A 25,514-nucleotide genomic window follows, 5' to 3' on the forward strand; every position below is an offset into this window, starting at 1 on the left:
AAATCAATGACAGCCCAAGCCATCGCGCCTGCGAGCAGCCGCGCCGAGACCATTCAGCGCGTCGTCACGCCCGGCGGGATCGAAGCCTGGCTGGTCGAGAGCTACGCCGTTCCGCTCATCGCGCTCGAATTCGCGATGCGCGGCGGCGCCGCCCAGGATCCGGCCGGCAAGGCCGGTCTCGCGACGCTGCTCGCCGGCCTGCTCGACGAAGGCGCCGGACCCTTTGACGCGCGCGCCTTCCACCTCGCCATCGAGGATCTGGCGATACGTCTCGGCTTCGGCTGCGACCGGGACTCGATCTCCGGCCATATGCAGACGCTCGCTCGCAATCGCGACGAAGCGTTCGAGCTGCTGCGCCTCGCGCTCTGCGAGCCGCGGCTCGAGCAAACGGCGATCGACCGCGTGCGCGGCCAGATCGCCGCCGGGCTGAAACGCGACGCCAACGACCCGGACGCTCTGGTCGCCAAGGCCTTCCGCGAGGCGGCCTTCCCCGACCATCCCTATGGCCTGCCGGTGCGCGGCGACGCGACCAGCCTCGAGACGCTGACGCGCGATGATCTCGACGCGCTGAGGACCCGCCTGCTGGCGCGCAGCGATCTGAAAATCGCCGTCGTGGGCGCCATAGACGCGAAGACCCTCGCCGCCGAGCTGGACGCGACCTTCGGCGCCCTGCCGGCGCAGAGCCTGCTCACCCCTGTGCCCGAGATCGGCATTCACGCGCTCGGAGAGCGCCGCATCATCGATCTCGACGTGCCGCAATCGGCGATCCGCTTCGGCCGGCCGGGCATGAAGCGCCACGATCCCGATTATTTCGGCGCGGTGGTGGTCAACCACATTCTCGGCGGCGGCGCGTTCACGGCGCGGCTCTTCAACGAGGTGCGCGAGAAGCGCGGCCTCGCCTATTCGGTCTATTCGCATCTCAACGAATATGACAAATGCGCCATGCTGGTCGGCGGCGCGGCGACGAAGAACGAGCGCGCCCGCGAGTCGCTGGAGGTGATCCAGAGCCAATTCGCCGATCTCGCCAATGAGGGGCCGAGCGCGGACGAGCTCGACAAGGCGAAGAAATATCTGACCGGCTCCTATGCGCTGCGCTTCGACACGTCGACGAAGATCGCCGGCCAGCTGGTCAATCTCCAGCTCGACGGATTTGCGCCCTCCTATCTCGACGAGCGCAACGGCCGAATCGAGGCGGTGACGCTCGACGACGCCCGCCGCGTCGCCAAGCGCCTGCTCGGCGACGGCGAGCTGCTGGTGTCGGTCGCCGGTCGTCCGCAGGGTCTCTGAGCGCCGTCTCCGCCTTTCGACGGCGAAAGGACGGCCGCGAGCCTTTCGGAGCGCATTGCTGGCATAGTCGGATCGATTCAGCGATCTTCTGAAAAGAAAACGGGCGCCGCTACTCGCGGCGCCCGACGGATCGTCTGAAAAAAGGGGTCCGGCAGACGCCGAACCCCTGCGCCGTTGTAAATTCCGTCGGGGAATAATTGATCCACTATCGATCGACAACGTCTCTTCTTTAGCGCGCCCCGATCGTAAAGGAAACTTCCTAATATAAATCTCGAGCAGAAAGACGACGCCTGTGGCTCGTAGGTAACACTAGTACTAATACGATCGGAGAATTACTTTTAGTGATCTTTCTTGGTACTAATACTAATCTAATCCATAAGCAGATTTGCTTTCAATCGCTTGCGCTCAGGCGAAACGATGCTTCAACGCAGCCATTCGTTGCTCCCCCCGTTACCGATTCGGTCGAGGGCCAGAAATTATGCTCATTTGTCGATGACACGCCAGCTGTGGCCGCTGAAGACTCCCGTTATCCACAGGGCTCGGCGATCAGGGGCAGGGTGAGCTCGAAGGCCGCGCCGCCCGTCTCTGTGGAAAGCGCGCCGACGAAGTGGATTTCGACCGCGATCTCGCCGCCGCTCGCCGAGGTCGCGATGATCAATCCCGAGTGCGGCGCAGCGAGCGCCGCCGCGACCGCGGCGCGCATCAAATCCACCAACGCCCGCTCGATTTGCAGAGGATCGCCGATCACGAGATCGCGCTCGGCGAGAAGGCGCAGCTCGGCGCGAACGCTATCGCCGCAATCGAGACGGACTCTCTCCCATGCGTCGCAGATCGCCGCGTGCAGCGCGATCGACGCCTGCGCCTCCCGAGCGCACAGCTCGCGCCATTCGGCGACGAGCCGCGCGGCGCGATGCAATTGAGCGCCGGCGCGATCCATGGCGGCGAGCTGCTCTTCCGATCCCGCGCCGCCGCCGAGAGTCGCCCGCCGACGCGCAGCCTGGAGATAGGCGGCGGCGGCGGTGAGCGGCTGATTGACGTCATGGGCGAAGCCGACCGCCTCCCGCGCCAGCGCGCCCGATCGCTCGGCGCGACGCCGCAGCTCCTGCGTTTCCGCGACATCCTGCGCGAAAGCCACGCCTCGCGCGCGCCCTTCGTCGAGCGCGACGAAGCGCAGCCGCATCCGGACGCTCGCGCCGTCCCGACGCGCGAACTCCGTCTCGGTCGCGCTCGCGGCCGGCGATCGAAGCCGCGTCGCCTTCCGCCAATCGATGCGGCCGGCCGTAAGATCGTCGCGACCGTAGCCGGTCATTCGGAGGAATTCGTCATTGGCCTCTGTCACCTCGCCGCCGACGCCCCAACAAAAGGCGCCGATCGGCCCGCTCTCCCACAAGGCGCGCAAGGCCTCGTCGGCGCAGCGATCGGCGCGCGCGTCACCGCGCGAGCGAAGGCGCAAAGCGTCGACGATCACGGCCGTCAGAATGGCGAGAACGAAGGCGATGGCCAGTCCGGCCAGAGCGGAAGCGTCGAGCGCCTCGAAGAAAATCTGCGCCAATAGGCCGGAGGCGAGCGCCGCCGATCCCACTGCGGCGAGGCCGCCGACGAGAGCGGCGAATTGCATGGCGACGCAAAAAGACGCCGACGCCACTTGCGTTCCGATCGTCGCCTCCAATGCGAAACGCGCCAGCGCCACGATCGCCGCGAGCGTCGCGCCGAAACCGATCGGCCGACGCATGGCGAATTCGCGACATCGGATAAAACGACTCCAAAGAGCGCGGAGCCCGGCGACGGCGGCTGCGCTCATAAGTCGTGAGGCTCCTGCAACCCCCGACGAATCCTCATGCTCGGCACTAGCAATTTCCGACAATCGACGAATGCGACGCCGCAAGACTGGCTCAGATCAATTGCGTTTGCAATCCTTTCGCAATGATCGAACGAAGGCGCATGGTCGCGACGTCCGGGCGCCGCAATTCGCCGCGGACGACGCGGCGCTGTTTCGGCGCGCGCAAATCTGCTATAAGCTATCCAACAGAAAGGCTTTTCGAAAATGGCGCGCACCTCTCTCCTCTTCCTGCTTGTGGCCGGGACCGTCTCCTTCCTCGGCGGCCTCGCGCCGAAGGCGGCCTTCGCCGGGCCCAATGTGCCGCTGTGTTTCGCCATGCAGAACAATTACAATGATTGCGTGCGGCGCGAGCGTGCGCGGGAGCGGCGCCGTCACGAATATGAGGACGAGTGGGGCCGCGGGCCCTATGAGCGCGAGTGGGGCCACAGGCCGCATGAGCGCCGCCGCCGCGGCTCGGAATGCGACGCTTGGCTCGTTCAGCTGAAGGCCCAAGGCTGCTTCTGAACGACCCGCTCTGAACCACTCTCCCGCCCGGCTCGGCCGCCCTGGAGCGCTCCGGCCACCGTGGCGCTCATGCAGGCGGCGAGCGGCACGGTCGTTGCTACCCGCGTCGGGACGCGGGGGACGAGACCATGAGCAAGTTCATTTACGCCCATGCCGGCGACGCCGACTGGAAGAGCGCCTTGGCCTCCTGCCTCGAGCAGATCGAGCGGCGGCTCGCGGACGCGCCCGCGCCCAATCTCGGCTGGTGCTATCTCACCGATTATTTCACCCAGGCCGCGAACGATATTTTGTCGGCGCTGCGCGCACGCCTGCCCGGCGTGCGTTGGGTGGGGACGGTCGGAGTCGGCGTCGGCGCCGAGGCGGTGGAATATTTCGACGCGCCGGGCCTCGCGATCATGCTGGCAGATCTTCCCGCCGGCTCCTTCGAGCTGTTCTCGGCGCCGGCGCAGCTCGACGGCGCCGCAAAGGGTTTCGAGCCCTTCACGGCGCTCGTCCACGCCAGCGGCGGAACCCCCGATCTTCAGGCCGAGCTCGAAGCCGCCAGCGCCAGGCTCGCCACCGGCTATTTGTTCGGCGGCCTCTCCTCGGCGCGCAACAAGGCTCTGTGCTTCGCCGACGATGTGCTGCCCGGCGGCCTCACCGGCGTCGCCTTCGGACCGCAGGCGACCGTCTTCTCGCGCGTCACCCAAGGCTGCCAGCCCATAGGCCCGCTGCGCACGGTCACGCGCGCGCAGGGCAATTACCTCGTGACTCTGGATGAAAAGCGCGCGCTCGACTGCGTGCTCGAGGATATGGGCCATACGCTCGACATAGACGACGCCGCGCTGCGCCTCGAGCTGGCGCAGACCTTGGCCGGAATCGTCGCCACGGGCGAGGACGTCTCCGCCAAGCCCGGCCAGTTCGGCGCCAATACGGAAGTGCGGCACATTGTCGGCGTCGGCCGCAAGGGCGGGCTGCTGATGATCGCCGAGCAGATAAAGGACGGAATGCGGCTCGCCTTCTGCAAGCGCAACGCCGAGGCGGCCAAGCATGATCTGCTGCGCATCGTCGCGGAAGTGCGCGCCCAGGCGGAGGCGGCCGGCGGCATGAGAGGCGCGCTCTATATCAGCTGCTCGGGGCGAGGCGGCCCGCATTTCGGCGAGCCCAACGCCGAATTCCGCATGGTTCACGAGGCGCTGGGAGGCGAGACGCCCTTGATCGGCTTTTTCGCCGGCGGCGAGATCGCCCGCCATCATCTCTACGGCTATACTGGCGTGCTGACGGTTTTCGCCGGAGCCTGAGAAAGAGGAAGCCCCAACATGAGCGCCGAGCCGCGCGGCGAGGATCCGAGCCGGATCGTCTCGCCCTTTGGGGTCGTCATGCCCCGCGTCATCTATGGGACGGCCTGGAAGAAGGAGCGCACCGCCGCTCTGGTGGAAGAAGCGCTGCGGACCGGCTTTCGTGGGATCGACACCGCCTGCCAGCCCAAGCATTACAATGAGCCGGGTGTCGGCGAAGGTCTGGCGGCGGCGTTCGGAGCCGGGCTCGCCCGCGCGGATATTTATCTGCAGACCAAATTCACGCCCTTCGGCGGGCAGGACCCCGAGAACATCCCCTATGACGCCGCCGCTCCGATCGGCGAGCAGGTGCGGCAATCCTTCGAGGTCTCGCTGCGCAATCTGCGCGTCGATCGCCTCGACGGATTGGTGCTGCACTCCCCCTACCCCGAGGACAAGGACACTCTGGAAGCCTGGCGCGCGATGGAGAGCCTGGCGGCGCAGGGCGGCGTGCGCCAATTGGGCGTCAGCAATTGCTACGAGCCGGCGCGGCTGAAGATGCTGTGGAAGAAGGCGCGGGTGAAGCCTGCCGTGATCCAGAACCGCTTCTACGCCAAGACCGGCTATGACCGCGAGATTCGCGCTTTCTGCGCAAAGCACGAGATTTTCTACCAGAGCTTTTGGACGCTCACCGCCAATCCCGAAACGCTGGCGAAGCCGGAGTTCGTCGCTCTCGCCGAAAAATATGGGCGCGGCCGGGCGCAGATTTTCTTCCGCTTCCTGACGCAGCAAAACATTCTGTGCCTCACCGGGACGTCCTCGCAAGAGCATATGCGCGACGATCTGGCGATATTCGACTTCTCCCTGACTGCGGAGGAATGCGCGACCCTGGACGCTCTGCTGACCAGCGCGCCGGCCTGAGCGGCTCGAAAACACGCGGAAACCGCCCTTGCATTCTCGATCCCGGCCGGACTCCGAGGCGCTGGAGATCGACCGCGCGCAATGCGCGCGCATTTCCCGGATGGCGCGCCGAGGGGCGGGGCATGGGCCATTTCGGCTTTTTCCGCGACCCGGGCCGGCCTTATCGGGGCGATTGCGCGCGCAGGCTTGCTGGGGAGCCGAAGGGAGAGACCGCCGCTCACTTCACGAATTTGACGGCGGCGAGAATGACGCCGCCGAGCACGATCTGCGTGACGACCAGCCAGCGGAGACTATCGACCTTCAGATTGGCCATTTCCGTGCGCAGCTCGCCGGCCAGCTCTTCGAGGTCCGCTTTGGTGGCGACGGAATCGCGCAGCGCCGCGTCCAGCGCATCGGCCTGCGCGGCGCCTGCTTATCGTCGAAGGCGGCCTCTTTCAGCCGATCGATATAGGCGAGACGATCGAAGGTTATCGCCGACGAGGTCATGCTCATAGAATAGGCGCAGGCCCGGCCAGGATCAATCGACGAACTCGGGCCATGGCCACGACGCTATGAGGACGACGGATTCGAAATGGCGAGAGAGACGGGGCTCGAACCCGCGACCTCCGGCGTGACAGGCCGGCGCTCTAACCAACTGAGCTACTCCCCCGCGAGCGCGGCGCAACGCATTGCGCTAGCGAGAGGCGCCGAATAAGGCACGCGCCGGCCAAAGTCAAGGAAGATGGCGGCGGGATTTGTCAGGGAACTGTCCAAGACCGCCGTCCGCGCCAGCGGCGACAAAACCGCGCAGCGACAGTTCGAACCTTCGAATCGCGGCGGTCCTGTGCTTTTTATAGCGAGACCGGAGCCTTCGGCGACCACCTAGGGGCTTTAGGGAGTTTCCGGTCATGAAGGCGAGGCCGTTCGGGGATAGTGTGTCCGGCGGCCCGGCGCTTCGGGCGGGGAGAAACGCATGTCGGCCAATTCGGCGACGCATCGGCTCGGGCGAGAAATCGCCGTCGCCATCGCTCTCAAGATCGCGGCCCTGGCCCTGCTCTATGTCCTTTTCTTCCCCCCTTCGCAGCGGCCGCATATGTCGCCGGCCGCCGTGGCGGAGAAGCTCTTCGCTCGAGACCGCGGCTGATCCTTCTTTCAGGAGCGCATGATGTTCGAACTCGACGTGGTGACGCTTTCACGACTGCAATTCGCGCTGACCGCCCTCTACCACTTCCTCTTCGTGCCGCTGACGCTCGGACTGTCGATCCTCCTCGCCATAATGGAGAGCGTCTTCGTGATGACCGGCCGCACCATATGGCGCGACGCGGTCAAATTCTGGGGCACGCTGTTCGGCATCAATTTCGCGATGGGCGTCGCCACCGGCATCACCATGGAGTTCCAGTTCGGAACCAACTGGTCCTACTACTCGCATTATGTCGGCGATATTTTCGGCGCGCCGCTGGCGATCGAAGGGCTGATGGCCTTCTTCCTCGAGGCGTCCTTCGTCGGCCTGTTCTTCTTCGGCTGGAACCGGCTGAGCAAGGTGGCGCATCTCGCCGTCACCTGGCTGGTCGCCATCGGCGCCAATTTCTCGGCGCTGTGGATTCTCATCGCCAATAGCTGGATGCTCAATCCGGTCGGGGCGGCGTTCAATCCGCAGACTTTGCGCATGGAGCTGACCTCCTTTGCAGAAGTGTTCTTCAACCCCGTCGCGCAATCGAAATTCGTGCACACCGTCAGCGCCGGCTATGTGACCGGCGCGATGTTCGTGCTGTCCATCTCGGCCTATTACCTGCTCTACAAGCGCGAGCATCGCGAGATCGCGCGGCGCTCCGCCAATGTGGCGGCGAGCTTCGGCCTCGCCTCGGCGCTCTCCGTCGTCGTGCTCGGCGACGAGAGCGGCTATACGGCGAGCTTCAACCAGAAAATGAAAATCGCCGCCATCGAGGCCATGTGGGAGACGGAGCCGCCGCCGGCCTCCTTCACCATTTTCGGCATTCCCGACGTCAAGGAGCAGACGACGCATTTGAAGGTCGAGGCGCCCTATCTCCTCGGCCTGATCGCGACGCGCTCGCTGGATACGCCCGTCGAGGGCATAAAATCGCTGGTCGAGAAATCGCAAACGCGCATTCGCGCCGGAATGCCCGCCTATGAATGGCTTTCCGCGCGTCCCGACGGGCCGAACGCTCCCATTCCCGACGAGCTGCTGCCCGCCTTCAAGGACCTCGGCCATTCGCTGCTCTTGAAGCAGATCCGGCCAGACATCGAGAACGCCACCGACGCGCAGGTGCGTGAAGCGGCGCTCACCACCATTCCCAATGTGCCGGTGCTGTTCTTTGCCTTCCGCATCATGGTGGCGCTGGGATTTTATTTCATCTTCCTGTTCGCGGCGGCCTTCCTCGTCGCCAGCCGCCGGCGCCTCAGAGACAATCCCTGGCTCTTGAAGCTCGCCTTCTACAGCCTGCCTCTGCCCTGGATCGCGGCCGAGCTCGGCTGGATCGTCGCCGAATATGGCCGCCAGCCCTGGATCATCGACAGCGTGCTGCCGACCTTCCTCGGCGCCTCCAATGTGCCGGCCTATAATGTTCTGCTGAGCCTCGGCGGTTTCGTGCTCTTCTACAGCGCGCTGGCGATCGTCGAAGTCTGGCTGATGCTGAAATACATCCGCCTCGGTCCGACGATCGAAACCTTCCCGAAAGAGGCGCCAGAGCGGCCCTTCCAAATCGCGTGACGCGCTTCCCCCTCCCCTCCAGGGGAGGGTCGGACCGCCATAGGCGGTCCGGGGTGGGGTAAGGCCCGAAACTCGGGGCGTCACCCCCCTCCCGCCCGCCTTCGGCGGTCGACCTCCCCCCTCGAGGGGGAGGTGGGAGCGCGAGCTTTTGAACGCCTGCCTCATCGAGGAGATTCCCGACATGATCGATTATGGAATTCTGCGGCTCGTCTGGTGGGCCCTGCTCGGAACGCTGCTCATCGGATTTGCGATCGCCGACGGCTTCGATCTCGGCGCCGCCGTCCTCCACCCCTTCGTCGCGCGTACCGACTCCGAGCGCCGGCAGACGCTCAACGCCATCGGCCCGGTGTGGGAGGGCAATCAGGTCTGGCTGATCCTCGGCGGCGGCGCGATCTTCGCCGCCTTTCCGGCGCTCTACGCCGTCTCCTTCTCGGGCTTCTATCTGGCGATGTTCCTCGTCCTGCTGGGCCTCATTCTGCGGCCGGCGGCGATCGTCTATCGCAGCAAGGTGGAGACGCATGGCTGGCGACGCGCCTGGGACTGGATATTCTTCGTCTCCGGCTTCGTGCCGGCGCTGCTGTTCGGCGTCGCCTTCGGCAATGTCTTGCTCGGCGCGCCCTTCCGCTTCGACGATCAGATGAACATCGTCTATGAGGGCGATCTCTTCGGCCTGCTCACCCCCTTCGCCCTGCTCGCCGGAGTCGTCAGCCTCGCGATGATCACGCTGCAGGGCGCGTGCTGGCTCGCGAGCAAGACGCAGGGCCAGCTCGCATTTCGCGCCAAGCTCGGCGGCCTTCTGGCGGCGATCGCGCTGCTGGCCGCCTTCACCTATGCCGGCTATTGGGGCTCCGAAAATATCGCGGGCTATGTGCTGACCAGCGCCGTCGATCCGTCCGCCCCCTCCAACCCGCTCGCCAAAACCGTCGCTCATGAGGCCGGCGCCTGGCGGGCCGCCTATGAGGCGCGGCCGTGGACGCTCGCCGCCCCGGCCGCCGTCTATTTCGGCGCGCTGGTCGCCGTGCTGGCGCTGGCCTTCTCGGCGCCGCTGATCGCCTTCATCGGCTCGAGCCTGGCGACGGCGGGCGTCATCGCCACGGCGGGCTTCACTCTGTTCCCCTTCGTGCTGCCGTCTTCGATCGAGCCCAATCACGGCCTGACGCTCTGGGACGCCTCGTCCAGCCAGCGCACATTGACGCTGATGCTGGCGGCGGTCGTCGTCTTCCTGCCCATCGTCCTCGCCTATACGGCCTGGATATATCGCGTCCTGCGCGGGCCGGTGTCGCAGGCGAGCGTCGGCGACAAGGACAATTATCCGTATTGAGCGCAGCTTCCCCATCGCGCATAGGAGATCGCCATGTGGTATTTTTCCTGGATTCTCGGCCTCGGCCTCGCCTGCGCCTTCGGCGTCATCAACGCCATGTGGCTGGAGCTCGAGGAATATAGCGAGGAAAAGTGATCGACCTGCGGGGCGGACGCCTTGACGGGTCGACGGCTTTCGCCTAGGAAGCCCACCTTCACCACTTCGGCGATGCGCTCCGTTCCTCGGCGGGAACGGAGCCGTCGTCGTATAAAAAGCCCGCAGGGGCCGGCCTCCACCGGACGCGGGTCTGATCGGCGAACCTCGAGTTCGCCCTCACATGGAGAGACGAGAAAATGGCCCGTATAGCCGGCGTCAACATTCCGACCAATAAGCGCGTCGTCATCGCTCTGCAGTATATCCATGGAATCGGGCCGAAAAAGGCGCAGGAGATCATCGAGAAGGTGAACATCCCGGCCGAGCGTCGCGTCGCCCAGCTGACCGACGCCGAAGTGCTGCAGATCCGCGAGACGATCGACCGCGACTATCTGGTCGAAGGCGATCTTCGCCGCGAAGTGGCGATCAACATCAAGCGCCTGATGGACCTCGGCTGCTATCGCGGCCTGCGCCATCGTCGCCAGCTGCCGGTGCGCGGCCAGCGCACCCACACCAACGCCCGCACCCGCAAGGGCAAGGCGAAGCCGATCGCCGGCAAGAAGAAGTAAGCAGGCTTACGTGTCGCGGGCTCTCCCGCGACGATCACCTGGCGCGGAGCGACGAACGCTTCCGCCCTCATCGAGCCCTAGCGCCCGGCATTACGGGCGCGTTCGAAGGACGAGAAAGAGACTATGGCAAAAGAGACCACCCGCGTTCGCCGCAGGGAGCGCAAGAACATCGTTTCCGGCGTCGCGCATGTGAATTCGACGTTCAACAACACGATGATCACCATCACCGACGCGCAGGGCAACACCGTGTCCTGGTCGTCCGCCGGCACGATGGGCTTCAAGGGCTCGCGCAAATCGACGCCCTACGCCGCGCAGATGGCCGCCGAGGACGCGGCCCGCAAGGCCGGCGAGCATGGCGTGCGCACCCTCGAGGTCGAGGTTTCCGGGCCGGGCTCCGGTCGTGAGTCGGCGCTGCGCGCGCTGCAGGCCGCGGGCTTCACCGTGACCTCGATCCGCGACGTGACGCCCATTCCGCACAATGGCTGCCGCCCGCGCAAGCGCCGCCGCGTCTGACGAGACCTGTTTCATCGAGACGAATTGCGACGGGGTCTCGCGCCGCAGGCGCGCGGGACCCGGCCGAGAGCTGAAGGAAAGGCGCCACAGTGAGCATCCAGAAGAACTGGCAGGAACTCATCAAGCCCAGCAAGCTCGAGGTGACGGCGGGTTACGATCCGCGCCGCATCGCGGTGGCCGTCGCTTCGCCGCTCGAGCGCGGCTTCGGCTTGACGTTGGGCAATGCGCTGCGTCGCATTCTGCTCTCCTCCCTGCAGGGCGCGGCGATCACCTCCATCCACATCGATGGCGTGCTGCACGAATTCTCGTCGATCCCCGGCGTGCGTGAGGACGTCACCGACATTGTCCTCAACATCAAGGACATCGCCATCAAATACAGCGGCGAGGGCGTGAAGCGCCTGACGCTGAAGAAGCTAGGTCCGGGGCCGGTCACCGCCGGCGACATCCAGGCCACCGGCGATCTGCAGATTCTCAATCCCGATCTCGTCATCTGCACGCTGGACGAGGGCGCCGAGTTCCGCGTGGAGTTCACCATCGCGACCGGCAAGGGCTATGTGCCGGCCGACCGCAACCGCGCCGAGGACGCGCCGATCGGCCTCATCCCGATCGACAGCCTCTATTCTCCGGTCAAGAAGGTGAGCTATCGCGTCGAGAACACCCGCGAGGGCCAGGAGCTCGACAAGGACAAGCTGACGCTGACGATCGAGACCAATGGCGCCATCTCGCCGGAAGACGCGCTCGCCTATGCGGCGCGCATTCTGCAGGATCAGCTGTCGGTGTTCGTGAACTTCGAGGAGCCGCGCCGCGAGGAGGCCGCCCCGTCCATCCCGCAGCTCGCCTTCAACCCGGCGCTGCTGAAGAAGGTGGACGAGCTCGAGCTTTCGGTGCGCTCGGCCAACTGCTTGAAGAACGACAATATCGTCTATATCGGCGACCTCATCCAGAAGTCGGAGGCGGAAATGCTCCGCACCCCGAACTTCGGCCGCAAGTCGCTGAACGAGATCAAGGAAGTGCTGGCGCAAATGGGCCTGCACCTCGGCATGGAAGTGCCCGGCTGGCCGCCGGAGAATATCGACGATCTCGCCAAGAGATTCGAAGAGCATTATTGATCCGCCCTCTCCCTTTTCCCGCGTGCGGGAGAAGGTGTCGCGCGAATGCGCGACGGATGAGGGCCCTCACCCGACCCCGCTCCGCGGGGCCACCCTCTCCCGCAAAGCGGGAGAGGGAATAATGGAACGGCCGTTCCTTGGCACGGCGGCCGCTAAAATAACGGAGACGCCGAATGTATCATCGTAACAAGAAGCGCCGCTTCGGCCGCACCCATGAGCATCGTCAGGCGATGTTCGTCAACATGGCCCAGGCGCTCATCAAGCATGAGCAGATCGTCACGACTCTGCCCAAGGCCAAGGATCTTCGCCCCATCGTCGAGAAGCTGGTGACGCTCGGCAAGCGCGGCGACCTCCACGCCCGCCGTCAGGCCATCTCCCGCCTGCGCGACGTCGATCTGGTCAGAAAGCTCTTCGACGTGCTCGGCCCACGCTACAAGGAGCGCAACGGCGGCTACACGCGCGTGCTGAAGGCCGGCTTCCGCTATGGCGACAACGCGCCGCTCGCCGTGATCGAATTCGTCGACCGCGACGTGGACGCCAAGGGCCAGGATTCCGGCCCCGTCCAGACGGCGACGGAAGAGGCGGCGTAACGCCGATGCTCCCCGGCCCCCTGAGCGGAAGCGTTCTCGGTTGGCCGAAAATTCTGCTGAGATTAGAAGGGGCGGCGCTGATGGCGGCCGCCCTTTTCGCTTATTTCGGCCTCGGCGCGGATTGGCGCCTGCTGGCCTGGCTGTTCCTTTTCCCCGATCTGTCGATGGCCTTCTATCTCGCCGGCCCGCGCGTCGGCGCAATCGCCTATAACACCGCTCATACGACGATCGTCCCCTTCGCCGTGCTCGGCGCCGGCGTCTATCTCGACCAAGGGCTGATGATCTCGATCGCGCTGATTCACATCGCGCATATCGGCTTCGACCGAATGCTCGGCTTCGGCCTCAAATATGGAAGCGCCTTCGGCGACACCCATCTCGGCCGCGTCGGCCGCCCGCCGGACGCGGAAGCGTGATTCTCGAGCCATGGGAAGAGCTCTCCCGCGCCCGCACCGCCGCGGGCGATGAGCTACTGTTGCGCCAACGCGGCGGAGTCTATGAAATCCGCTGCAACGGCTATGACCTCATGTCCAACCGAGCCCATCGCTCGGAGGAGGCGCTGGCTCGTCTCGCCCTCGCCGAGACGCGCGCCGCCGCGCCGCACATTCTGGTCGGCGGCCTCGGCATGGGCTTCACTCTACGCGCCGCGCTCGACGCCGCGCCGCGAGATGCCCGCATCATCGTCGCCGAGCTGCTCCCCGAGATCATCGCCTGGAACCGCGGCCCCCTCGCGCCGCTGGCCGGCCGGCCGCTGGAGGACGCCCGCGTCCAATTGCGGGAGGGCGACGTCGCCACGCTGATGGAGGCGGAAGCGGGCGCCTATGACGCCATCCTCCTCGACATAGACAATGGCCCGGAGGCGGTGCTCTGCGACATTAATTCTGCGCTCTTTTCCGCACGCGGCCTGCGCAAGATGCGGCGCGCCCTCGCCCCTTCCGGCGTGCTCGCCGTCTGGTCCGCCGACCCGTCGCCGCGCTTCGAGGAGCGGCTCGAGGAGACGCGCTTTTCCTTCCGCGCCGAGGAGATCGCCGCGCGTGGCGCGCAAGGCGATCCCCGCCACACGATTTATCTCGCGCGCGCCCTCGGCTGAGCGCCGCCCCTACGCGCTCACGCGAATTCCACGAGTCTGACGCTTTTCGGGCTAATATGCGGACCCGAATCTCGCCCCACGAATCGCACCCCGAGAGGACGATCGATGATTTTTCTTCGGCGCCAATTCATTGCGGCTCTCGCCATGCTCACGCTCGCCGCTCCGGCGGCGCTGGCGGAGGCCCTACTCGCGCCCCAGCAGGAGCGCGCGCTGCCCCAGTCGCGCGCCGATGTCGTTCTATCCTTCGCGCCCATCGTGAAAAAAGCGACGCCCGCCGTCGTCAATGTCTTCGCGACGCGCGTCGAGCAGCGGCCGGCCAATCCTTTCTTCGACGATCCGATCTTCCGCCGCTTCTTCGGCGAGGGCGGCGGCGGCCAGCGTGGGCCGACGGCGCAATCACTCGGCTCCGGCGTCATCGTCGACGCCTCGGGCCTCGTCGTCACCAATAATCATGTCATCGAAGGCATGACCGACGTAAAGGTCTCGCTCTCCGACAAGCGCGAGATACCGGCGAAAATCCTGCTGCGCGATCCGCGCACCGATCTCGCCGTGCTGAAGCTGACCGAGGCCGCGACCTATCCGATGATGGAGCTCGGCGATTCGGACGCGCTCGAGGTCGGCGATCTCGTCCTCGCCATCGGCAATCCTTTCGGCGTCGGGCAGACGGTGACGCAGGGCATCGTCTCGGCGCTGGCGCGCACGCAGGTCGGCATTTCCGACTATGGCTTCTTCATCCAGACCGACGCCTCCATCAATCCCGGCAATTCCGGCGGCCCTCTCGTCGATATGAGCGGACGCGTCATCGGCATAAATTCGGCGATCTTCTCCAAATCGGGCGGCTCGGTCGGCATCGGCTTCGCCATCCCCGTCAATATGGTCAAGATCGTCGTGGCGGCGGCCAAGGGCGGCGGCAAGCAGGTCAAGCGCCCGTGGCTGGGCGCGACGCTGCAAAATCTCTCCAAGGAGATTTCCGACAGCCTCGGCCTCGAGCGCCCCGCCGGCGCGCTGATCGCCGATCTCTACCCCAAGGGCCCGGCGCTGGAGGCCGGCTTGAAGCGCGGCGACGTCATCGTCGCCGTCGACGGCCAATCGGCGGACGATCCGGAGGCGGTCGGCTATCGCCTCGCCACCAAGCCGCTCGGCGGACAGGCGACGCTCGGCGTGCTGCGCGCCGGCAAGACCATCGCCGTGCCTCTGAGGCTCTCCGCCGCCCCGGAAGTCCCCGCGCGCGACGCGGTGAAGGTGAAAGGCCCTTCGCCCTTCGCCGGCGCGACGGTCGTCAATATCTCGCCCGCCGTGCTCGAGGAATTCTCCGTGCAGGGCGCGGCCAATGGCGTCGTGGTGGCGGAGATCGATCCGCAATCGGTCGCCGCGCAGCTCAATCTGCAAAAGGGCGACGTGATTCTCGTCGTCAATGACGAGAAGATCGGAACGACGCGCGACCTCGAGCGGGCGACGATCAACCGCCATTATTATTGGAAGATCACGCTCGCCCGCGAGGGGCAGGTGATCACGACGGTGGTCGGGGGGTAATGGACCGTATCGAATATCGCCTCGGGCTCTGCGACATATCGGGCGAGCATCGCCCAATAGCGATACTGCGCGCGGCGAGCCCGTTTCCATCGGTCGCGGTCGGCGAGCGTTTCGACGACGAAGGCTGGCCGCGCCTCGATCCGAACGATCCGCCCGGCTCCGCAACGGCGCCGAAGCGTTACACAATTCGTTCCGTCAAGCATGTCGTCACTCGGGGTGACGGCGTACCGATCCGCTCGCAAGCGGATCGCTGACCGTCGCCCTCGTCTTTGCGTCTATTTCGTCCAAGGTCCTTTCATGTTCTCCATCCGAGACGATGGATTGCTGCGCGGCGGAATTTTTCGTCGGATGATCGCCTTCACGATCGACATGACGCTCGTCGCCTTCCTGCTGCAGCTCGCCGGCGTCGCCGGCTTTTGGCTGACCGACGGCCATATTCGGGCGTCCTCCGGTTTCGGCTCGACGCTATGCCAGTCGCGCGCCGCGCCGCCCCTCGGCTTGCCGATCCCGCAGAGCTTTCGAGTCGATTTCGTGACCGAATGCGCCGAGAGCCTCTTCGGCGCGCCCTATTCACGATCCGCCAAGATCGGCCGCCGGACGCGCATCGACGCTGTCGCTCGGGAAGAAGCGGTCGACATCCCCCTCGACGCCAGCGGACGCCCGGGCGCCATTCTCGATCTGTCGCTCTTCATCCTGCCGCTCTTCGCAGCCATGCGCATTTTTTTCGAGCGCGACGGCGGCCGCACATTGGGGCGACGCCTCGCCGGGCTTCGCCTCATCGCCGAGGATGTTGTGATCCTCGACCGGCGTCGCCTCGTCATTCGCTATGCGGCTATGTTCGCTCCGCTCGCGCCCGGCGTCGCATTCGACGCCTGGATCGCCACGCTGCCGCCCTTCGGCCTATGGGAGCGGCTCGATCTCTCGCAGTTTTTCGAGGCCTATGCGACGGTCGCGGCGCCCGTCGCTCGCGCCTTTCTCTGGGCCGCGATCGACATAGCGCGCGGAGCCGACGCCTATTACGACCGTCTCATCGGCGGCGCCGTCGTGCGTGACTGACGCGATTTTCTCCCCTGTGCGCCTACGCACAAACACGCAGCCGCCGCTCCCTTAGAAACAGCATCGTTCGACGGGCATGAAGCCCGCGACGCTGGGGGAGTAGAGACAATGACCTTCGCCGTTTCGGAACTCGCTTCGCGCCCTGTGCAGACCGCCGCCGCCATGCGGATGGCCTTCGTCATTCTCGGCGCCACTGTCGCGCTCGCCGGCGCCAAGGCTTTCACGGCGCGGAGCGTCGCCGCCCCCATTCTCCCGAGCGCGCCCGTCGCGCCGATCGCCGAATCCGTCGCTCTCGCCGACGCCGAGGCGACGCAGGACGTCTGTCGCCGCGTCGTGGTCGAGATCGACGAAGGCTATGGCGTGCGCGGCCATGTCACGCGCTGGATCTGCCGCAAGGCGTCTTGATCGGCGCTCTGTGTCCTCGCGCACAAACGCCGGGCCTCGGCCGTCGTAAACCCCCCCTCATGCGCTGGGCGAGCCGCCCGGACACGCGCCTTCCGAGGATGAGACAATGACCTTCGCCGTCACCGAATTCGCGTCGCGCCCCGTCGAGACCGCTTCCGCCGTGAAGATCGCCTTCGTCATTCTCGGCGCGACCGTCGCCCTCGCCGGGACCAAGGCGCTGCTGTCGCGCAATGCTGCGCCGATCGCCGAGCCGGCCGTCTTCGCCGAGCACGCGGAAGACCGCTGCCGTTACGTCCCGGTCGAATCCCACGGCGGGCTCGCCGAGGGCAAGGCGCTGCGCGTCGTCTGCCGCAAGCCGCGTTGAGCTTTCGCTGTCATAGCCGCACGAAACGATAGCCGACTCCGGGCTCGGTCACGAGGATTTTCGGCGCCGCGGCGTCCTCTTCGATCTTGGCGCGCAATTGGCCGATGAAGACACGCAAATATTGCGTGTCTTCGCCATGGGCGGGGCCCCATACCGCCGTCAATATCTGCCGATGGGTGAGCAAGCGGTCGGCATGGCGCGCGAGCGTCGCCAACAGCTCATATTCCTTGGGCGTCAGCTTCACGACGACGCCGTTGCGGGTCACGAGGCGTCGGCCGAGATCGATGCGCAGCCCGCCGCTTTCTATCTCGCTCGCCTCGGCCGCGGTTTTCCCGCCATGACGCAACGCGGCCCTCAACCGCGCCAGCAATTCGCCGATCGAAAAGGGCTTTTCGACATAATCGTCGGCGCCGGCGTCCAGCGCGGCGATCTTCTCCGCCTCGCGCTCGCGCGCCGAGAGAATGATGATCGGAACCTGCGAAAAGGCGCGCGCCCGGCGCAGAACCTCCTTGCCGTCCATATCCGGCAGGCCGAGATCGAGCAGAACCGCGTCCGGGGCATGGGCGGCGATCGCCTTCAGCGCCTCGCGGCCGGTCGCGGCCTCCAGCGTCTCATAGCCGCTGGCGGCGAGCGCGGGCCGCAGCACGCGCAACATTTGCGGTTCGTCGTCGACGATCAATATGCGCGGGCCGCTCATGCCGTTTCGCCGCTCTGTCTTTCTCTGCCGCAGTCGCATAATCCGCTCCGCGGCGCCATACAACGGCGCCGATTCGCGCCGAATTGATCCGGCCGCCGCCACCGCCGAACGATCGAACGATTCCGTTCGATCGGAAAGCGCACTAGAAACGAGCCGATGACGCAAGCTCGATCCGAAGACTTCGCCCGCCTCTATCTGGCGACGCCCCGCCTCGCCGAGGTCGAGGCCTTTTTGCCGCGCCTCGCCGCGGCGCTCGCGGCCGCCGAGGTCGCGAGCCTGTTGCTGCGCCTCGACAATCTGGAAGGGTCGGCGGCGGAGCGCGCCGTGGGCGCCATCGCCGAAATCACGCAGCCCGCAGGCGTCGCTCTGCTGATCGAGGGCGATCCAGAGCTCGTCTCGCGCTGCGGCGCGGACGGGCTGCATCTTCCCTATGACGAGAAGCGCCTCGCCGCGGCGTCGAAGCGCCTCTCGCCGGATTATATCGTCGGGGTGGGCGGTCTTTCGACCCGCGACGAGGCGATGCGGGCCGGCGAGGCGGGCGCGGATTATCTCCTCTTCGGCGATGTCGGCGAGAATGGCGCGCCGCCGCCGCTCGAATGGACCGCCGCGCGCATCGCCTGGTGGGCGGAGATTTTCAACACGCCCTGCGTCGCCTTTGCGCGCAGCCTTGCGGAGGTCGGCCCGCTCTCCGCCGCCGGCGCGGAATTCGTTTTGCTGGCCGAGGCCGTGTGGGACGATCCCCGCGGCCCCGCCGAGGCCGTTCGCGACGCCGCGCGGCTCGCCCGCGAGGCGGGGCGATGAGAGCGCGCCTCGCCCTCGCTCTCGCCCTGCTGGCGAGCCCCGCCCCGGCCGCCGAGTCGACGCCGCCCGCCGCCGATCTCGCCTTCGGGGCCTATCAGCGCGGTGACTTCGTCGCCGCCAGAGGCGAGGCGGAGAAGCGCCTCGCCGCAAATCCCAAGGACGCCGCCGCTCTGACCTTGATCGGCCGGCTCTATCTCGATGGGCAAGGCGTGGCGCGCGACCGGGCGCAGGCGATGCAATGGTTTCGCCGCGCCGCCGACGCCGGCGGCCGGGACGCGGCCTATTTCTTCGGCGCGGCGGCGCTCACCGGCCGCGACATCGCCAAGGACCACGCGCTCGCCCGCGCCTATCTCGAGAAAGCGCAGGACCATCCAGCGGCGCTCGAGCTGCTCGGCGAGGCCTCGCTCGAGAACGACGGCAAGGAGCCCGATTTTGCGCGCGCCATCGGCTATTTCCGGCGCGCGGCGCAGCTCGACAATTCCGACGCCGCCTATGCGCTGGCGCTGCTCTATAAGACCGGCCGCGGGGTCGCCGCCGATCCCGCCGAGGCGGCCAATTGGCTGCGCAAGGCCTCCGAGGCCGGCCACACCGCCGCCATGGTGGAATTCGCGATCATGGAGTTCAACGGCGTCGGCGTCGCGCGCGACCGCGCCGATGCGGTGAAGCTGCTGCGGCGGGCGGCCACGGCCGGCAATATCGTTGCGCAAAATCGGCTGGCGCGCTTGCTGGCGGAAGGACTCGGAGTCGAGAAAAATCATTCCGAGGCCATGCTGTGGAACAGCCGCGCCAAGGCGGCCGGCCTCGTCGACGACAAGCTCGACGCGCTGCTGGCGGCGACCACGGCGGCCGCGCAAAAGCCCGCGCCCGCCGCGCCGGCCGCCACGAAATAGCGCGCCATGGCGAGCCTTTCGGCGCGTCTGTCGCGCGCGGTCCTGCGGCGCTTCCTGCGCCCGCGTCTTAGCGGCGATGCGGGAGACGAAGCGGCCGTCCGGGCGCTGAATCTGCGCTGGCCCTGGCCTCCGGCCGGCGCCGCGGAGACCGATCCGCAAACGCCCGGAGAATGGATCAGAACGGGCTCCGCCGAGGCGGCGACGCTGCTCTATCTCCATGGCGGCGCCTTCATGGCCGGGTCGCCGCGCCTCTACCGCTCGACCGCGCGTTTTTTCGCGCGGGCCGGTTTCGACGTCTTCACCCCCGCCTATCGGCTGGCGCCCGCGCATCGTTTTCCGGCCGCGCTCGACGATGTGACCGCCGCCTATGAGCGCCTCGTAGCGCTGGGGCCGCTCATGCTCGCCGGAGATTCCGCCGGCGGCGGATTGGCGCTGGCGCTGATGCTGCGGCTGCGCGCGCGCGGCCTGCCGTTGCCGCGCGCGGCGGCGCTGTTCTCGCCCTGGACCGATCTTTCCGCGAGCGGCGCCTCGACGCGCGACAATGAGGGGAAAGACCCGATCTTCACGCGGCGCGCGCTGCGGCTGGCCGCGCGGCAATATCTCGGCGAGGCGAGCGCGCGCGAGCTCGAAGCCTCGCCGCTGTTCGGCGACCTCACCGGCCTGCCGCCGCTCCTATTGCATGTGGGCGCGGACGAGCTGCTGCTGGACGATTCGCGCCGTCTCGCCGAGCGCGCCGCAGCGGCGGGAACAAAGGTGGAGCTGACGATTTTCGCGTCTGTGCCGCATGGCTGGCAATTGGGCGTCGCCTTCATGCCGGAGGCGCGCGCCTCGCTGCGCGAAGCGGCCGCGTTTCTCGCACGCTGCGCCGGAGACTGAACCGCCCGCCCGGCGCTCTTCCCGCGCGAGCGGGAGGAGCGCCGGGCGGGCGGCTCGATATTCCGCCGTGTTCCGCCTTACTCGCGGCCGACGCTCAGATAGGTGAAGCCGCGTTTGCGAATGTCGGCCGCGCGGTAGATGTTGCGCAGATCGACGATCACCGGCGTCTTCAGCAGCGTCTTGACGCGATCGAGATCGAGCGCGCGGAACGCGTCCCATTCGGTGACGATGACCAGCGCATCGGCGCCTTCCGCCGTCTGATAAGGGTCGTCGCAGAAGATCACTTCCGGCATCAGCGGCTTCGCCTGACCCATGCTCTCGGGGTCATAGGCGTGGACCTTGGCGCCGTCGCCGGCGAGCGAGGCCACGATGGCGAGCGAAGGCGCGTCGCGCATGTCGTCGGTATTGGGCTTGAAGGCGAGGCCGAGCAGGCCGATCTTCTTGCCGCGCACCGAGCCGCCGAGCGCCGAGATCACTTTGCGCGCCATGGCGCGCTTGCGGGAATCATTGACCGCGACGACGGTCTCGACGATGCGCAGCGGCGCGGAATAGTCCTGGCCGGTCTTCAGCAGGGCGAGCGTGTCCTTGGGGAAGCAAGAGCCGCCATAGCCCGGCCCGGCGTGCAGGAATTTCGAGCCGATGCGATTGTCGAGGCCGATGCCGCGCGCGACATCCTGCACATCCGCGCCCACTTTCTCGCAGAGGTCGGCGACCTCGTTGATGAAGGTGATCTTGGTGGCGAGAAAGGCGTTGGCCGCATATTTGGTGAGCTCGGAAGTGCGGCGGCCGACGAAGACCAGCGGCGGCTGGTTGAGGCTCAGCGGACGGTAGATTTCCGCCATCACCTCGCGGGCGCGGTCGTCCTCGACGCCGATGACGACGCGGTCCGGGCGCTTGAAATCCTCGATCGCCGCGCCTTCGCGCAAAAATTCCGGATTGGAGACGACCGCGAAATCGGCCTTGGGATTGACCTCGCGGATGAGGCGCTCGACCTCGTCGCCCGTGCCCACGGGAACCGTAGATTTGTTGACGATGACGGTGAATTTGTCGAGCGCGCGTCCGATCGTCTCGGCGGCGGCGTAGACATAGGAGAGATCGGCATGGCCGTCGCCGCGGCGCGAGGGCGTGCCGACGGCGATGAACACGGCGTCCGCGCCGCGCACGGCGGGGGTGAGATCGGTGGTGAAGAACAGGCGGCTCTGCTTCACATTATTGGCGACGAGCTCGTCGAGGCCGGGCTCGTAGATCGGAATTTCGCCGCGCAGCAGCCGCTCGATCTTGGAGGCGTCGCTGTCGACGCAGGTCACGACATGGCCGAAATCGGCGAAGCAGGCGCCGGATACGAGGCCGACATAGCCCGATCCGATCATGGTGATGTTCATCGTATGTGGTCTCTCATTCGGTCCAATGGAGTGTCATTGCAGCGAAACTATTTCGTCGCCATGACAAAATGGCAGTTCGGGCCGCGCGCCGGCGGGCCGGCCCTAACCTCCGACCCCGAAAGCCGCCAAAGCGGCCATATTGACGATATCGGCGTCGGTCGCGCCCAATTGAACGATTTGGATCGGCTTGTCGAGCCCGACGATCAAGGGACCGAGCACGGTCGCCCCGCCCAGCTCCTGGAGCATTTTGGTCGAAATGGAGGCCGAATGAAAGGCCGGCATGACCAGCACATTGGCGGTGTCGCTGAGACGCGAGAACGGATAGGCCGCCATTGCGTGGCGATTGAGCGCCACATCGGCCGCCATTTCGCCCTCATATTCGAAATCGACGCGTCGAGCGTCGAGCGCGCGCACCGCATCATGGACGCGGGCGGTGCGCTCGCCCGGCGGATAGCCGAAAGTGGAGAAGGCCAGCATGGCGACGCGCGGCTCGAGGCCGATGCGCCGCGCCACCCCGGCCGCCTCTATCGCTATATCGGCGAGGTCGGCGGCCTCGGGCATTTCGGTGATCGCCGTGTCGGCGACGACGACGATGCGCCCATGCGCCAGCACCAGCGAGACGCCGATGAGCCTGTGTCCCGGCTTCTGATCCACGACATGGCGCACATCTTCGAGCGCATTGGAGAAATTGCGGGTGACGCCGGTCACCATCGCGTCGGCGTCGCCCTGCGCCACCATGGCCGCGGCGAAATGATTGCGGTCGGTGTTGATGAGGCGTTGGCAATCGCGGAACAAATAGCCCTTGCGCTGCAGCCGCTCGAACAGAAATTGCGCATAGACGCCATTGCGCGAGGAGAGCTTGGCGTTGTGCACCTCGATCTGATCGCCGAGCTCCAATCCGGCGCTCTTGGCCATCTGCGCCACGCGCTCCTCGCGGCCGACGAGAATGGCGCGGCCCAATCCTTGCGCGACGAAGGAGAGCGCGGCGCGAATGACCTGCTCCTCCTCGCCCTCGGCGAAGACGACGCGTTTGGGATCGCGCCGCACGCGGTCATAGATCGTGTGCATCAGCCCGGCGATCGGATCGCGCCGCGCGGACAGCTCGGCGCGATAGACGTTCATATCGACGATCGGATGGCGCGCGACGCCCGAATCCATCGCGGCGCGCGCCACCGCCGGCGGCACGATGGCGATCAGGCGCGGATCGAAAGGCGCGGGGATGATATAGTCGCGGCCGAAGCGCGGGCGCGCGCCCTGATAGGCGTTGGCGACCTCGTCCGGCACATCCTCACGCGCGAGCTCGGCGAGGGCTTTCGCCGCGGCGATCTTCATTTCCATATTGATCGTCTTGGCGCGCACATCGAGCGCGCCGCGGAAAATATACGGGAAACCCAGAACATTGTTGATCTGATTGGGATAGTCGGAGCGTCCCGTGGCGACGATGGCGTCCGGCCGCGCGGCGAGCGCCTCCTCCGGCGTGATCTCGGGATCGGGATTGGCCATTGCGAAGACGATCGGGTCCGGCGCCATGGTCTTCAACATGTCGGGCGTCAGCGCGCCTTTCACCGAGAGGCCGAAGAAAATATCGGCGCCGTCCAGCGCCTCGGCGAGCGTGCGCGCGCTCGTCTCGACGGCATGGGCGCTCTTCCATTGATTCATGCCCTCGACGCGGCCGCGATAGACGACGCCTTTCGTGTCGCAGAGAATGACATTCTGCGGCGCGAAACCCATGGCCTTGGCGAGATCGAGACAGGCGATGCCGGCGGCGCCCGCGCCATTGCAGACGAGGCGCGTGTTCTTTATGTCGCGGCCGGTGAGATGCAACGCATTCAACAGGCCGGCGCTGGAGATGATCGCCGTGCCGTGCTGATCGTCGTGAAAGACGGGAATGTCCATCAATTCGCGCAGGCGCTCCTCGATGACGAAGCACTCGGGCGCTTTGATGTCCTCGAGATTTATGCCGCCGAAGGAAGGGCCGAGATAGCGCACGGCGGCGATGAAGGCCTCCACCTCCTGCGTGTCGATCTCGAGATCGATGGAGTCGATATCGGCGAAGCGCTTGAACAAGGTCGCCTTGCCTTCCATCACGGGCTTGGCCGCGAGCGCGCCGAGATTGCCGAGGCCGAGGATCGCCGTGCCATTGGTGATGACGGCGACGAGATTGCCCTTGGCCGTATAGTCGAAAGCGAGGGACGGGCTTTCCGCTATGGCCAGCACGGGCGCGGCGACGCCGGGCGAATAGGCGAGCGAGAGATCGCGCTGCGTGGCCATCGGCTTGGTGGGCACGACGGCGATTTTGCCGGGCCGCCCGCGCGAGTGATAGAGCAGCGCCTCCTTGTCGGTGAAGACCGGACGTTCGCGTTTCGGCGGCTTTTCGGCCATTTTTCACCCTCTCGTTCCGAATCATCGGATTGCCGGCGGCAGTTAGCAAGAGGTTTGCGACGACAATATGCCGAAGGTCGCGGCGGCGCGCCGCTTCCGCCCGTCGCGCGCGCGACGGGCGTCGTCTTTCGGCCGACAAAAATCCGCCGCAGGCGCGGGAGACCGCCGGAAGCTACATCCGCCGCAGCACTTCCGTCTCGAAGCTCTCGCGGATCGCCTCTTCCTTCAGCTTGCGTCCGATGAAGACGAGGCGGGCGCTGCGCTTTTCGTCCGGGCGCCAGTCGCGCTGCAGATCGCCGTCCAAAATCATATGCACGCCCTGGAAGACGAAGCGCTTCGGCTCGCCGGTGAAGGCGACGATGCCCTTGCAGCGCAGAATATCCGCGCCTTCGCGCTGCACGAATTCATTGAGCCAGGGCACGAAGACATTGGGATCGAGCTCGCCTTCGTGGAGGATGGAGACCGAGCCCATCTCCTCATCGTGATAATGCTTCAGCCCATGGCCGTGATCATCGTGATGCGCGTGCTCATGGTGGTCGTGGTCGTGCTCGTGATGATGATCGTGGCTGCAATCCGGCCCGCACTCGTGATCGTGCTCATGATGATCATGTTCATGATCATGGTGGTCATGATCCTCCGCCTCGAGGAACTGCGGCTCGATCTCCAATATGCGATCGAGATCGAAAGCATTGCGCTCCAGCACCGCCGCGATCGGCACTTGCGCCTTCACCGCATGATGCAGCGTCGCATAAGGATTGATGGCGCGAATGCGTCCTTCCACCTCGGCGAGCTCCTCGCGCGTGACGAGATCGGTCTTGTTCAGCACGATGACGTCGGCGAAAGCGATCTGATTCTTCGCCTCCGGCGCATCGGCGAGACGCTGCGCCAGAAATTTGGCGTCGGCGAGCGTCACCACGGCGTCGAGCCGCGCCGCCTCCTTCACATCGGCGTCGACGAAGAATGTCTGCGCCACCGGCGCCGGATCGGCGACGCCGGTCGTCTCGACGATGATGGCGTCGAATTTGCCGCGGCGCTTCAGCAGACCTTCGATGATGCGGATGAGATCGCCGCGCACGGTGCAGCAGATGCAGCCATTGTTCATCTCGAAGATTTCCTCGTCCGCGCCGACGACGAGGTCATTGTCTATGCCGATCTCGCCGAACTCGTTGACGATGACGGCGTAGCGCCGCCCGTGCTGCTCGGTGAGAATGCGGTTGAGAAGAGTCGTCTTGCCGGCGCCGAGATAGCCGGTGAGGACGGTGACGGGAATCTTGTCGGTCAAGGGGCTGCTC

The 25,514-nt window shown here is 66.1% G+C and carries 27 protein-coding genes and 1 tRNA gene; 22 read left to right on the top strand and 6 right to left on the bottom strand.

Features of this window, described 5'->3' with window-relative positions; all coding sequences use genetic code 11:
- Positions 1 to 6 precede the first annotated feature (6 nt).
- Positions 7 to 1,287, top strand: coding sequence for a pitrilysin family protein (locus tag KP010_RS08240; RefSeq protein ID WP_142863336.1), 1,281 nt, complete (start codon positions 7 to 9; stop codon positions 1,285 to 1,287).
- Between the two features lie 526 nt (positions 1,288 to 1,813).
- Here KP010_RS08240 and KP010_RS08245 read toward each other — a convergent pair.
- Entirely contained in the window at positions 1,814 to 3,019 is a 1,206-nt protein-coding gene (locus KP010_RS08245; RefSeq protein ID WP_185966634.1) for a PAS domain S-box protein, read from the bottom strand.
- Positions 3,020 to 3,331: 312 nt separating this feature from the next.
- On the opposite strand from KP010_RS08245, the gene KP010_RS08250 reads away from it, so the two are divergent.
- From KP010_RS08250 to KP010_RS08260, 3 genes are all read left to right on the top strand, one after another.
- Positions 3,332 to 3,631, top strand: coding sequence for a hypothetical protein (locus KP010_RS08250; protein WP_142864615.1), 300 nt, complete (start codon positions 3,332 to 3,334; stop codon positions 3,629 to 3,631).
- Positions 3,632 to 3,759: 128 nt separating this feature from the next.
- Complete coding sequence (locus tag KP010_RS08255) at positions 3,760 to 4,911, top strand: FIST N-terminal domain-containing protein (protein WP_142864614.1); 1,152 nt, start codon at positions 3,760 to 3,762, stop codon at positions 4,909 to 4,911.
- 18 nt (positions 4,912 to 4,929) lie between these two features.
- The gene (locus KP010_RS08260; RefSeq protein ID WP_142864613.1) at positions 4,930 to 5,808 is read left to right on the top strand and encodes an aldo/keto reductase; all 879 of its coding nucleotides are present in this window, start codon (positions 4,930 to 4,932) and stop codon (positions 5,806 to 5,808) included.
- Between the two features lie 572 nt (positions 5,809 to 6,380).
- On the opposite strand, the gene KP010_RS08270 is transcribed toward KP010_RS08260, so the two are convergent.
- A tRNA-Asp gene (locus tag KP010_RS08270) sits at positions 6,381 to 6,457 on the bottom strand.
- 303 nt (positions 6,458 to 6,760) lie between these two features.
- Here KP010_RS08270 and cydP point away from each other — a divergent pair.
- The 15 genes from cydP (at position 6,761) to KP010_RS08345 (ending at position 17,194) form a co-directional block, all read left to right on the top strand.
- Positions 6,761 to 6,931 carry a cytochrome oxidase putative small subunit CydP gene (cydP, locus tag KP010_RS08275; RefSeq protein ID WP_108915641.1) on the top strand — a complete coding sequence of 57 codons (171 nt, stop codon included), beginning with the start codon at positions 6,761 to 6,763 and terminating at the stop codon, positions 6,929 to 6,931.
- Positions 6,932 to 6,952: 21 nt separating this feature from the next.
- On the top strand, positions 6,953 to 8,515 hold the full coding sequence (locus KP010_RS08280; protein WP_108915815.1) for a cytochrome ubiquinol oxidase subunit I: 1,563 nt from the start codon (positions 6,953 to 6,955) through the stop codon (positions 8,513 to 8,515).
- A 181-nt stretch (positions 8,516 to 8,696) separates the two neighbouring features.
- Positions 8,697 to 9,836, top strand: a complete 1,140-nt coding sequence (gene cydB, locus KP010_RS08285; protein WP_142864209.1) for a cytochrome d ubiquinol oxidase subunit II — start codon at positions 8,697 to 8,699, stop codon at positions 9,834 to 9,836.
- Positions 9,837 to 9,869: 33 nt separating this feature from the next.
- Positions 9,870 to 9,971 carry a cytochrome bd-I oxidase subunit CydX gene (gene cydX, locus KP010_RS08290; protein WP_024878255.1) on the top strand — a complete coding sequence of 34 codons (102 nt, stop codon included), beginning with the start codon at positions 9,870 to 9,872 and terminating at the stop codon, positions 9,969 to 9,971.
- A gap of 197 nt (positions 9,972 to 10,168) precedes the next feature.
- Positions 10,169 to 10,537 (top strand): 30S ribosomal protein S13, encoded by a 369-nt coding sequence (gene rpsM, locus KP010_RS08295; RefSeq protein ID WP_018267193.1) that lies wholly within the window; start codon positions 10,169 to 10,171, stop codon positions 10,535 to 10,537.
- 123 nt (positions 10,538 to 10,660) lie between these two features.
- A complete protein-coding gene (gene rpsK, locus KP010_RS08300) occupies positions 10,661 to 11,050 on the top strand; it encodes a 30S ribosomal protein S11 (protein ID WP_018267194.1) in 390 nt (129 codons plus the stop codon).
- Between the two features lie 89 nt (positions 11,051 to 11,139).
- Positions 11,140 to 12,159 carry a DNA-directed RNA polymerase subunit alpha gene (locus KP010_RS08305; protein ID WP_108915574.1) on the top strand — a complete coding sequence of 340 codons (1,020 nt, stop codon included), beginning with the start codon at positions 11,140 to 11,142 and terminating at the stop codon, positions 12,157 to 12,159.
- 173 nt (positions 12,160 to 12,332) lie between these two features.
- Entirely contained in the window at positions 12,333 to 12,749 is a 417-nt protein-coding gene (gene rplQ / locus KP010_RS08310) for a 50S ribosomal protein L17 (RefSeq protein ID WP_024878253.1), read from the top strand.
- Between the two features lie 5 nt (positions 12,750 to 12,754).
- Complete coding sequence (locus tag KP010_RS08315; protein ID WP_142864210.1) at positions 12,755 to 13,162, top strand: DUF4260 domain-containing protein; 408 nt, start codon at positions 12,755 to 12,757, stop codon at positions 13,160 to 13,162.
- Complete coding sequence (locus KP010_RS08320) at positions 13,159 to 13,836, top strand: spermidine synthase (RefSeq protein WP_142864211.1); 678 nt, start codon at positions 13,159 to 13,161, stop codon at positions 13,834 to 13,836. The genes KP010_RS08315 and KP010_RS08320 overlap by 4 nt, the downstream gene beginning before the upstream one ends.
- A gap of 105 nt (positions 13,837 to 13,941) precedes the next feature.
- Positions 13,942 to 15,369, top strand: coding sequence for a Do family serine endopeptidase (locus KP010_RS08325; protein ID WP_142864212.1), 1,428 nt, complete (start codon positions 13,942 to 13,944; stop codon positions 15,367 to 15,369).
- Positions 15,369 to 15,623, top strand: a complete 255-nt coding sequence (locus tag KP010_RS08330) for a hypothetical protein (RefSeq protein ID WP_185966585.1) — start codon at positions 15,369 to 15,371, stop codon at positions 15,621 to 15,623. Before KP010_RS08325 ends, KP010_RS08330 begins: the two co-directional genes overlap by 1 nt.
- Before the next feature lie 43 nt (positions 15,624 to 15,666).
- A complete protein-coding gene (locus tag KP010_RS08335; protein WP_185966586.1) occupies positions 15,667 to 16,425 on the top strand; it encodes an RDD family protein in 759 nt (252 codons plus the stop codon).
- Between the two features lie 108 nt (positions 16,426 to 16,533).
- Positions 16,534 to 16,830, top strand: coding sequence for a hypothetical protein (locus KP010_RS08340; protein ID WP_216280731.1), 297 nt, complete (start codon positions 16,534 to 16,536; stop codon positions 16,828 to 16,830).
- Between the two features lie 106 nt (positions 16,831 to 16,936).
- Positions 16,937 to 17,194: a hypothetical protein gene (locus KP010_RS08345; RefSeq protein ID WP_142864215.1), complete on the top strand. Its 258-nt coding sequence runs from the start codon at positions 16,937 to 16,939 to the stop codon at positions 17,192 to 17,194.
- Between the two features lie 10 nt (positions 17,195 to 17,204).
- Here the strand turns inward: KP010_RS08345 and KP010_RS08350 are convergent, their stop codons facing one another.
- A complete protein-coding gene (locus KP010_RS08350; RefSeq protein ID WP_142864216.1) occupies positions 17,205 to 17,891 on the bottom strand; it encodes a response regulator in 687 nt (228 codons plus the stop codon).
- Between the two features lie 156 nt (positions 17,892 to 18,047).
- On the opposite strand from KP010_RS08350, the gene KP010_RS08355 reads away from it, so the two are divergent.
- The 3 genes from KP010_RS08355 to KP010_RS08365 are packed head-to-tail and all read left to right on the top strand — an operon-like array spanning position 18,048 to position 20,458.
- On the top strand, positions 18,048 to 18,692 hold the full coding sequence (locus KP010_RS08355; protein ID WP_142864217.1) for a thiamine phosphate synthase: 645 nt from the start codon (positions 18,048 to 18,050) through the stop codon (positions 18,690 to 18,692).
- On the top strand, positions 18,689 to 19,582 hold the full coding sequence (locus KP010_RS08360) for a tetratricopeptide repeat protein (RefSeq protein ID WP_142864218.1): 894 nt from the start codon (positions 18,689 to 18,691) through the stop codon (positions 19,580 to 19,582). The genes KP010_RS08355 and KP010_RS08360 overlap by 4 nt, the downstream gene beginning before the upstream one ends.
- A gap of 6 nt (positions 19,583 to 19,588) precedes the next feature.
- Positions 19,589 to 20,458 carry an alpha/beta hydrolase fold domain-containing protein gene (locus KP010_RS08365; protein ID WP_142864219.1) on the top strand — a complete coding sequence of 290 codons (870 nt, stop codon included), beginning with the start codon at positions 19,589 to 19,591 and terminating at the stop codon, positions 20,456 to 20,458.
- Positions 20,459 to 20,535: 77 nt separating this feature from the next.
- Here the strand turns inward: KP010_RS08365 and KP010_RS08370 are convergent, their stop codons facing one another.
- The 3 genes from KP010_RS08370 to KP010_RS08380 form a co-directional block, all read right to left on the bottom strand.
- Positions 20,536 to 21,840 (bottom strand): UDP-glucose/GDP-mannose dehydrogenase family protein, encoded by a 1,305-nt coding sequence (locus tag KP010_RS08370; protein ID WP_142864220.1) that lies wholly within the window; start codon positions 21,838 to 21,840, stop codon positions 20,536 to 20,538.
- 102 nt (positions 21,841 to 21,942) lie between these two features.
- Positions 21,943 to 24,222, bottom strand: a complete 2,280-nt coding sequence (locus KP010_RS08375; protein ID WP_166141115.1) for an NADP-dependent malic enzyme — start codon at positions 24,220 to 24,222, stop codon at positions 21,943 to 21,945.
- 172 nt (positions 24,223 to 24,394) lie between these two features.
- A complete protein-coding gene (locus KP010_RS08380) occupies positions 24,395 to 25,504 on the bottom strand; it encodes a GTP-binding protein (RefSeq protein ID WP_142864712.1) in 1,110 nt (369 codons plus the stop codon).
- Positions 25,505 to 25,514 lie beyond the last annotated feature (10 nt).

Source organism: Methylosinus sp. KRF6 (assembly GCF_018887255.1).
GTDB lineage: Bacteria > Pseudomonadota > Alphaproteobacteria > Rhizobiales > Beijerinckiaceae > Methylosinus > Methylosinus sporium.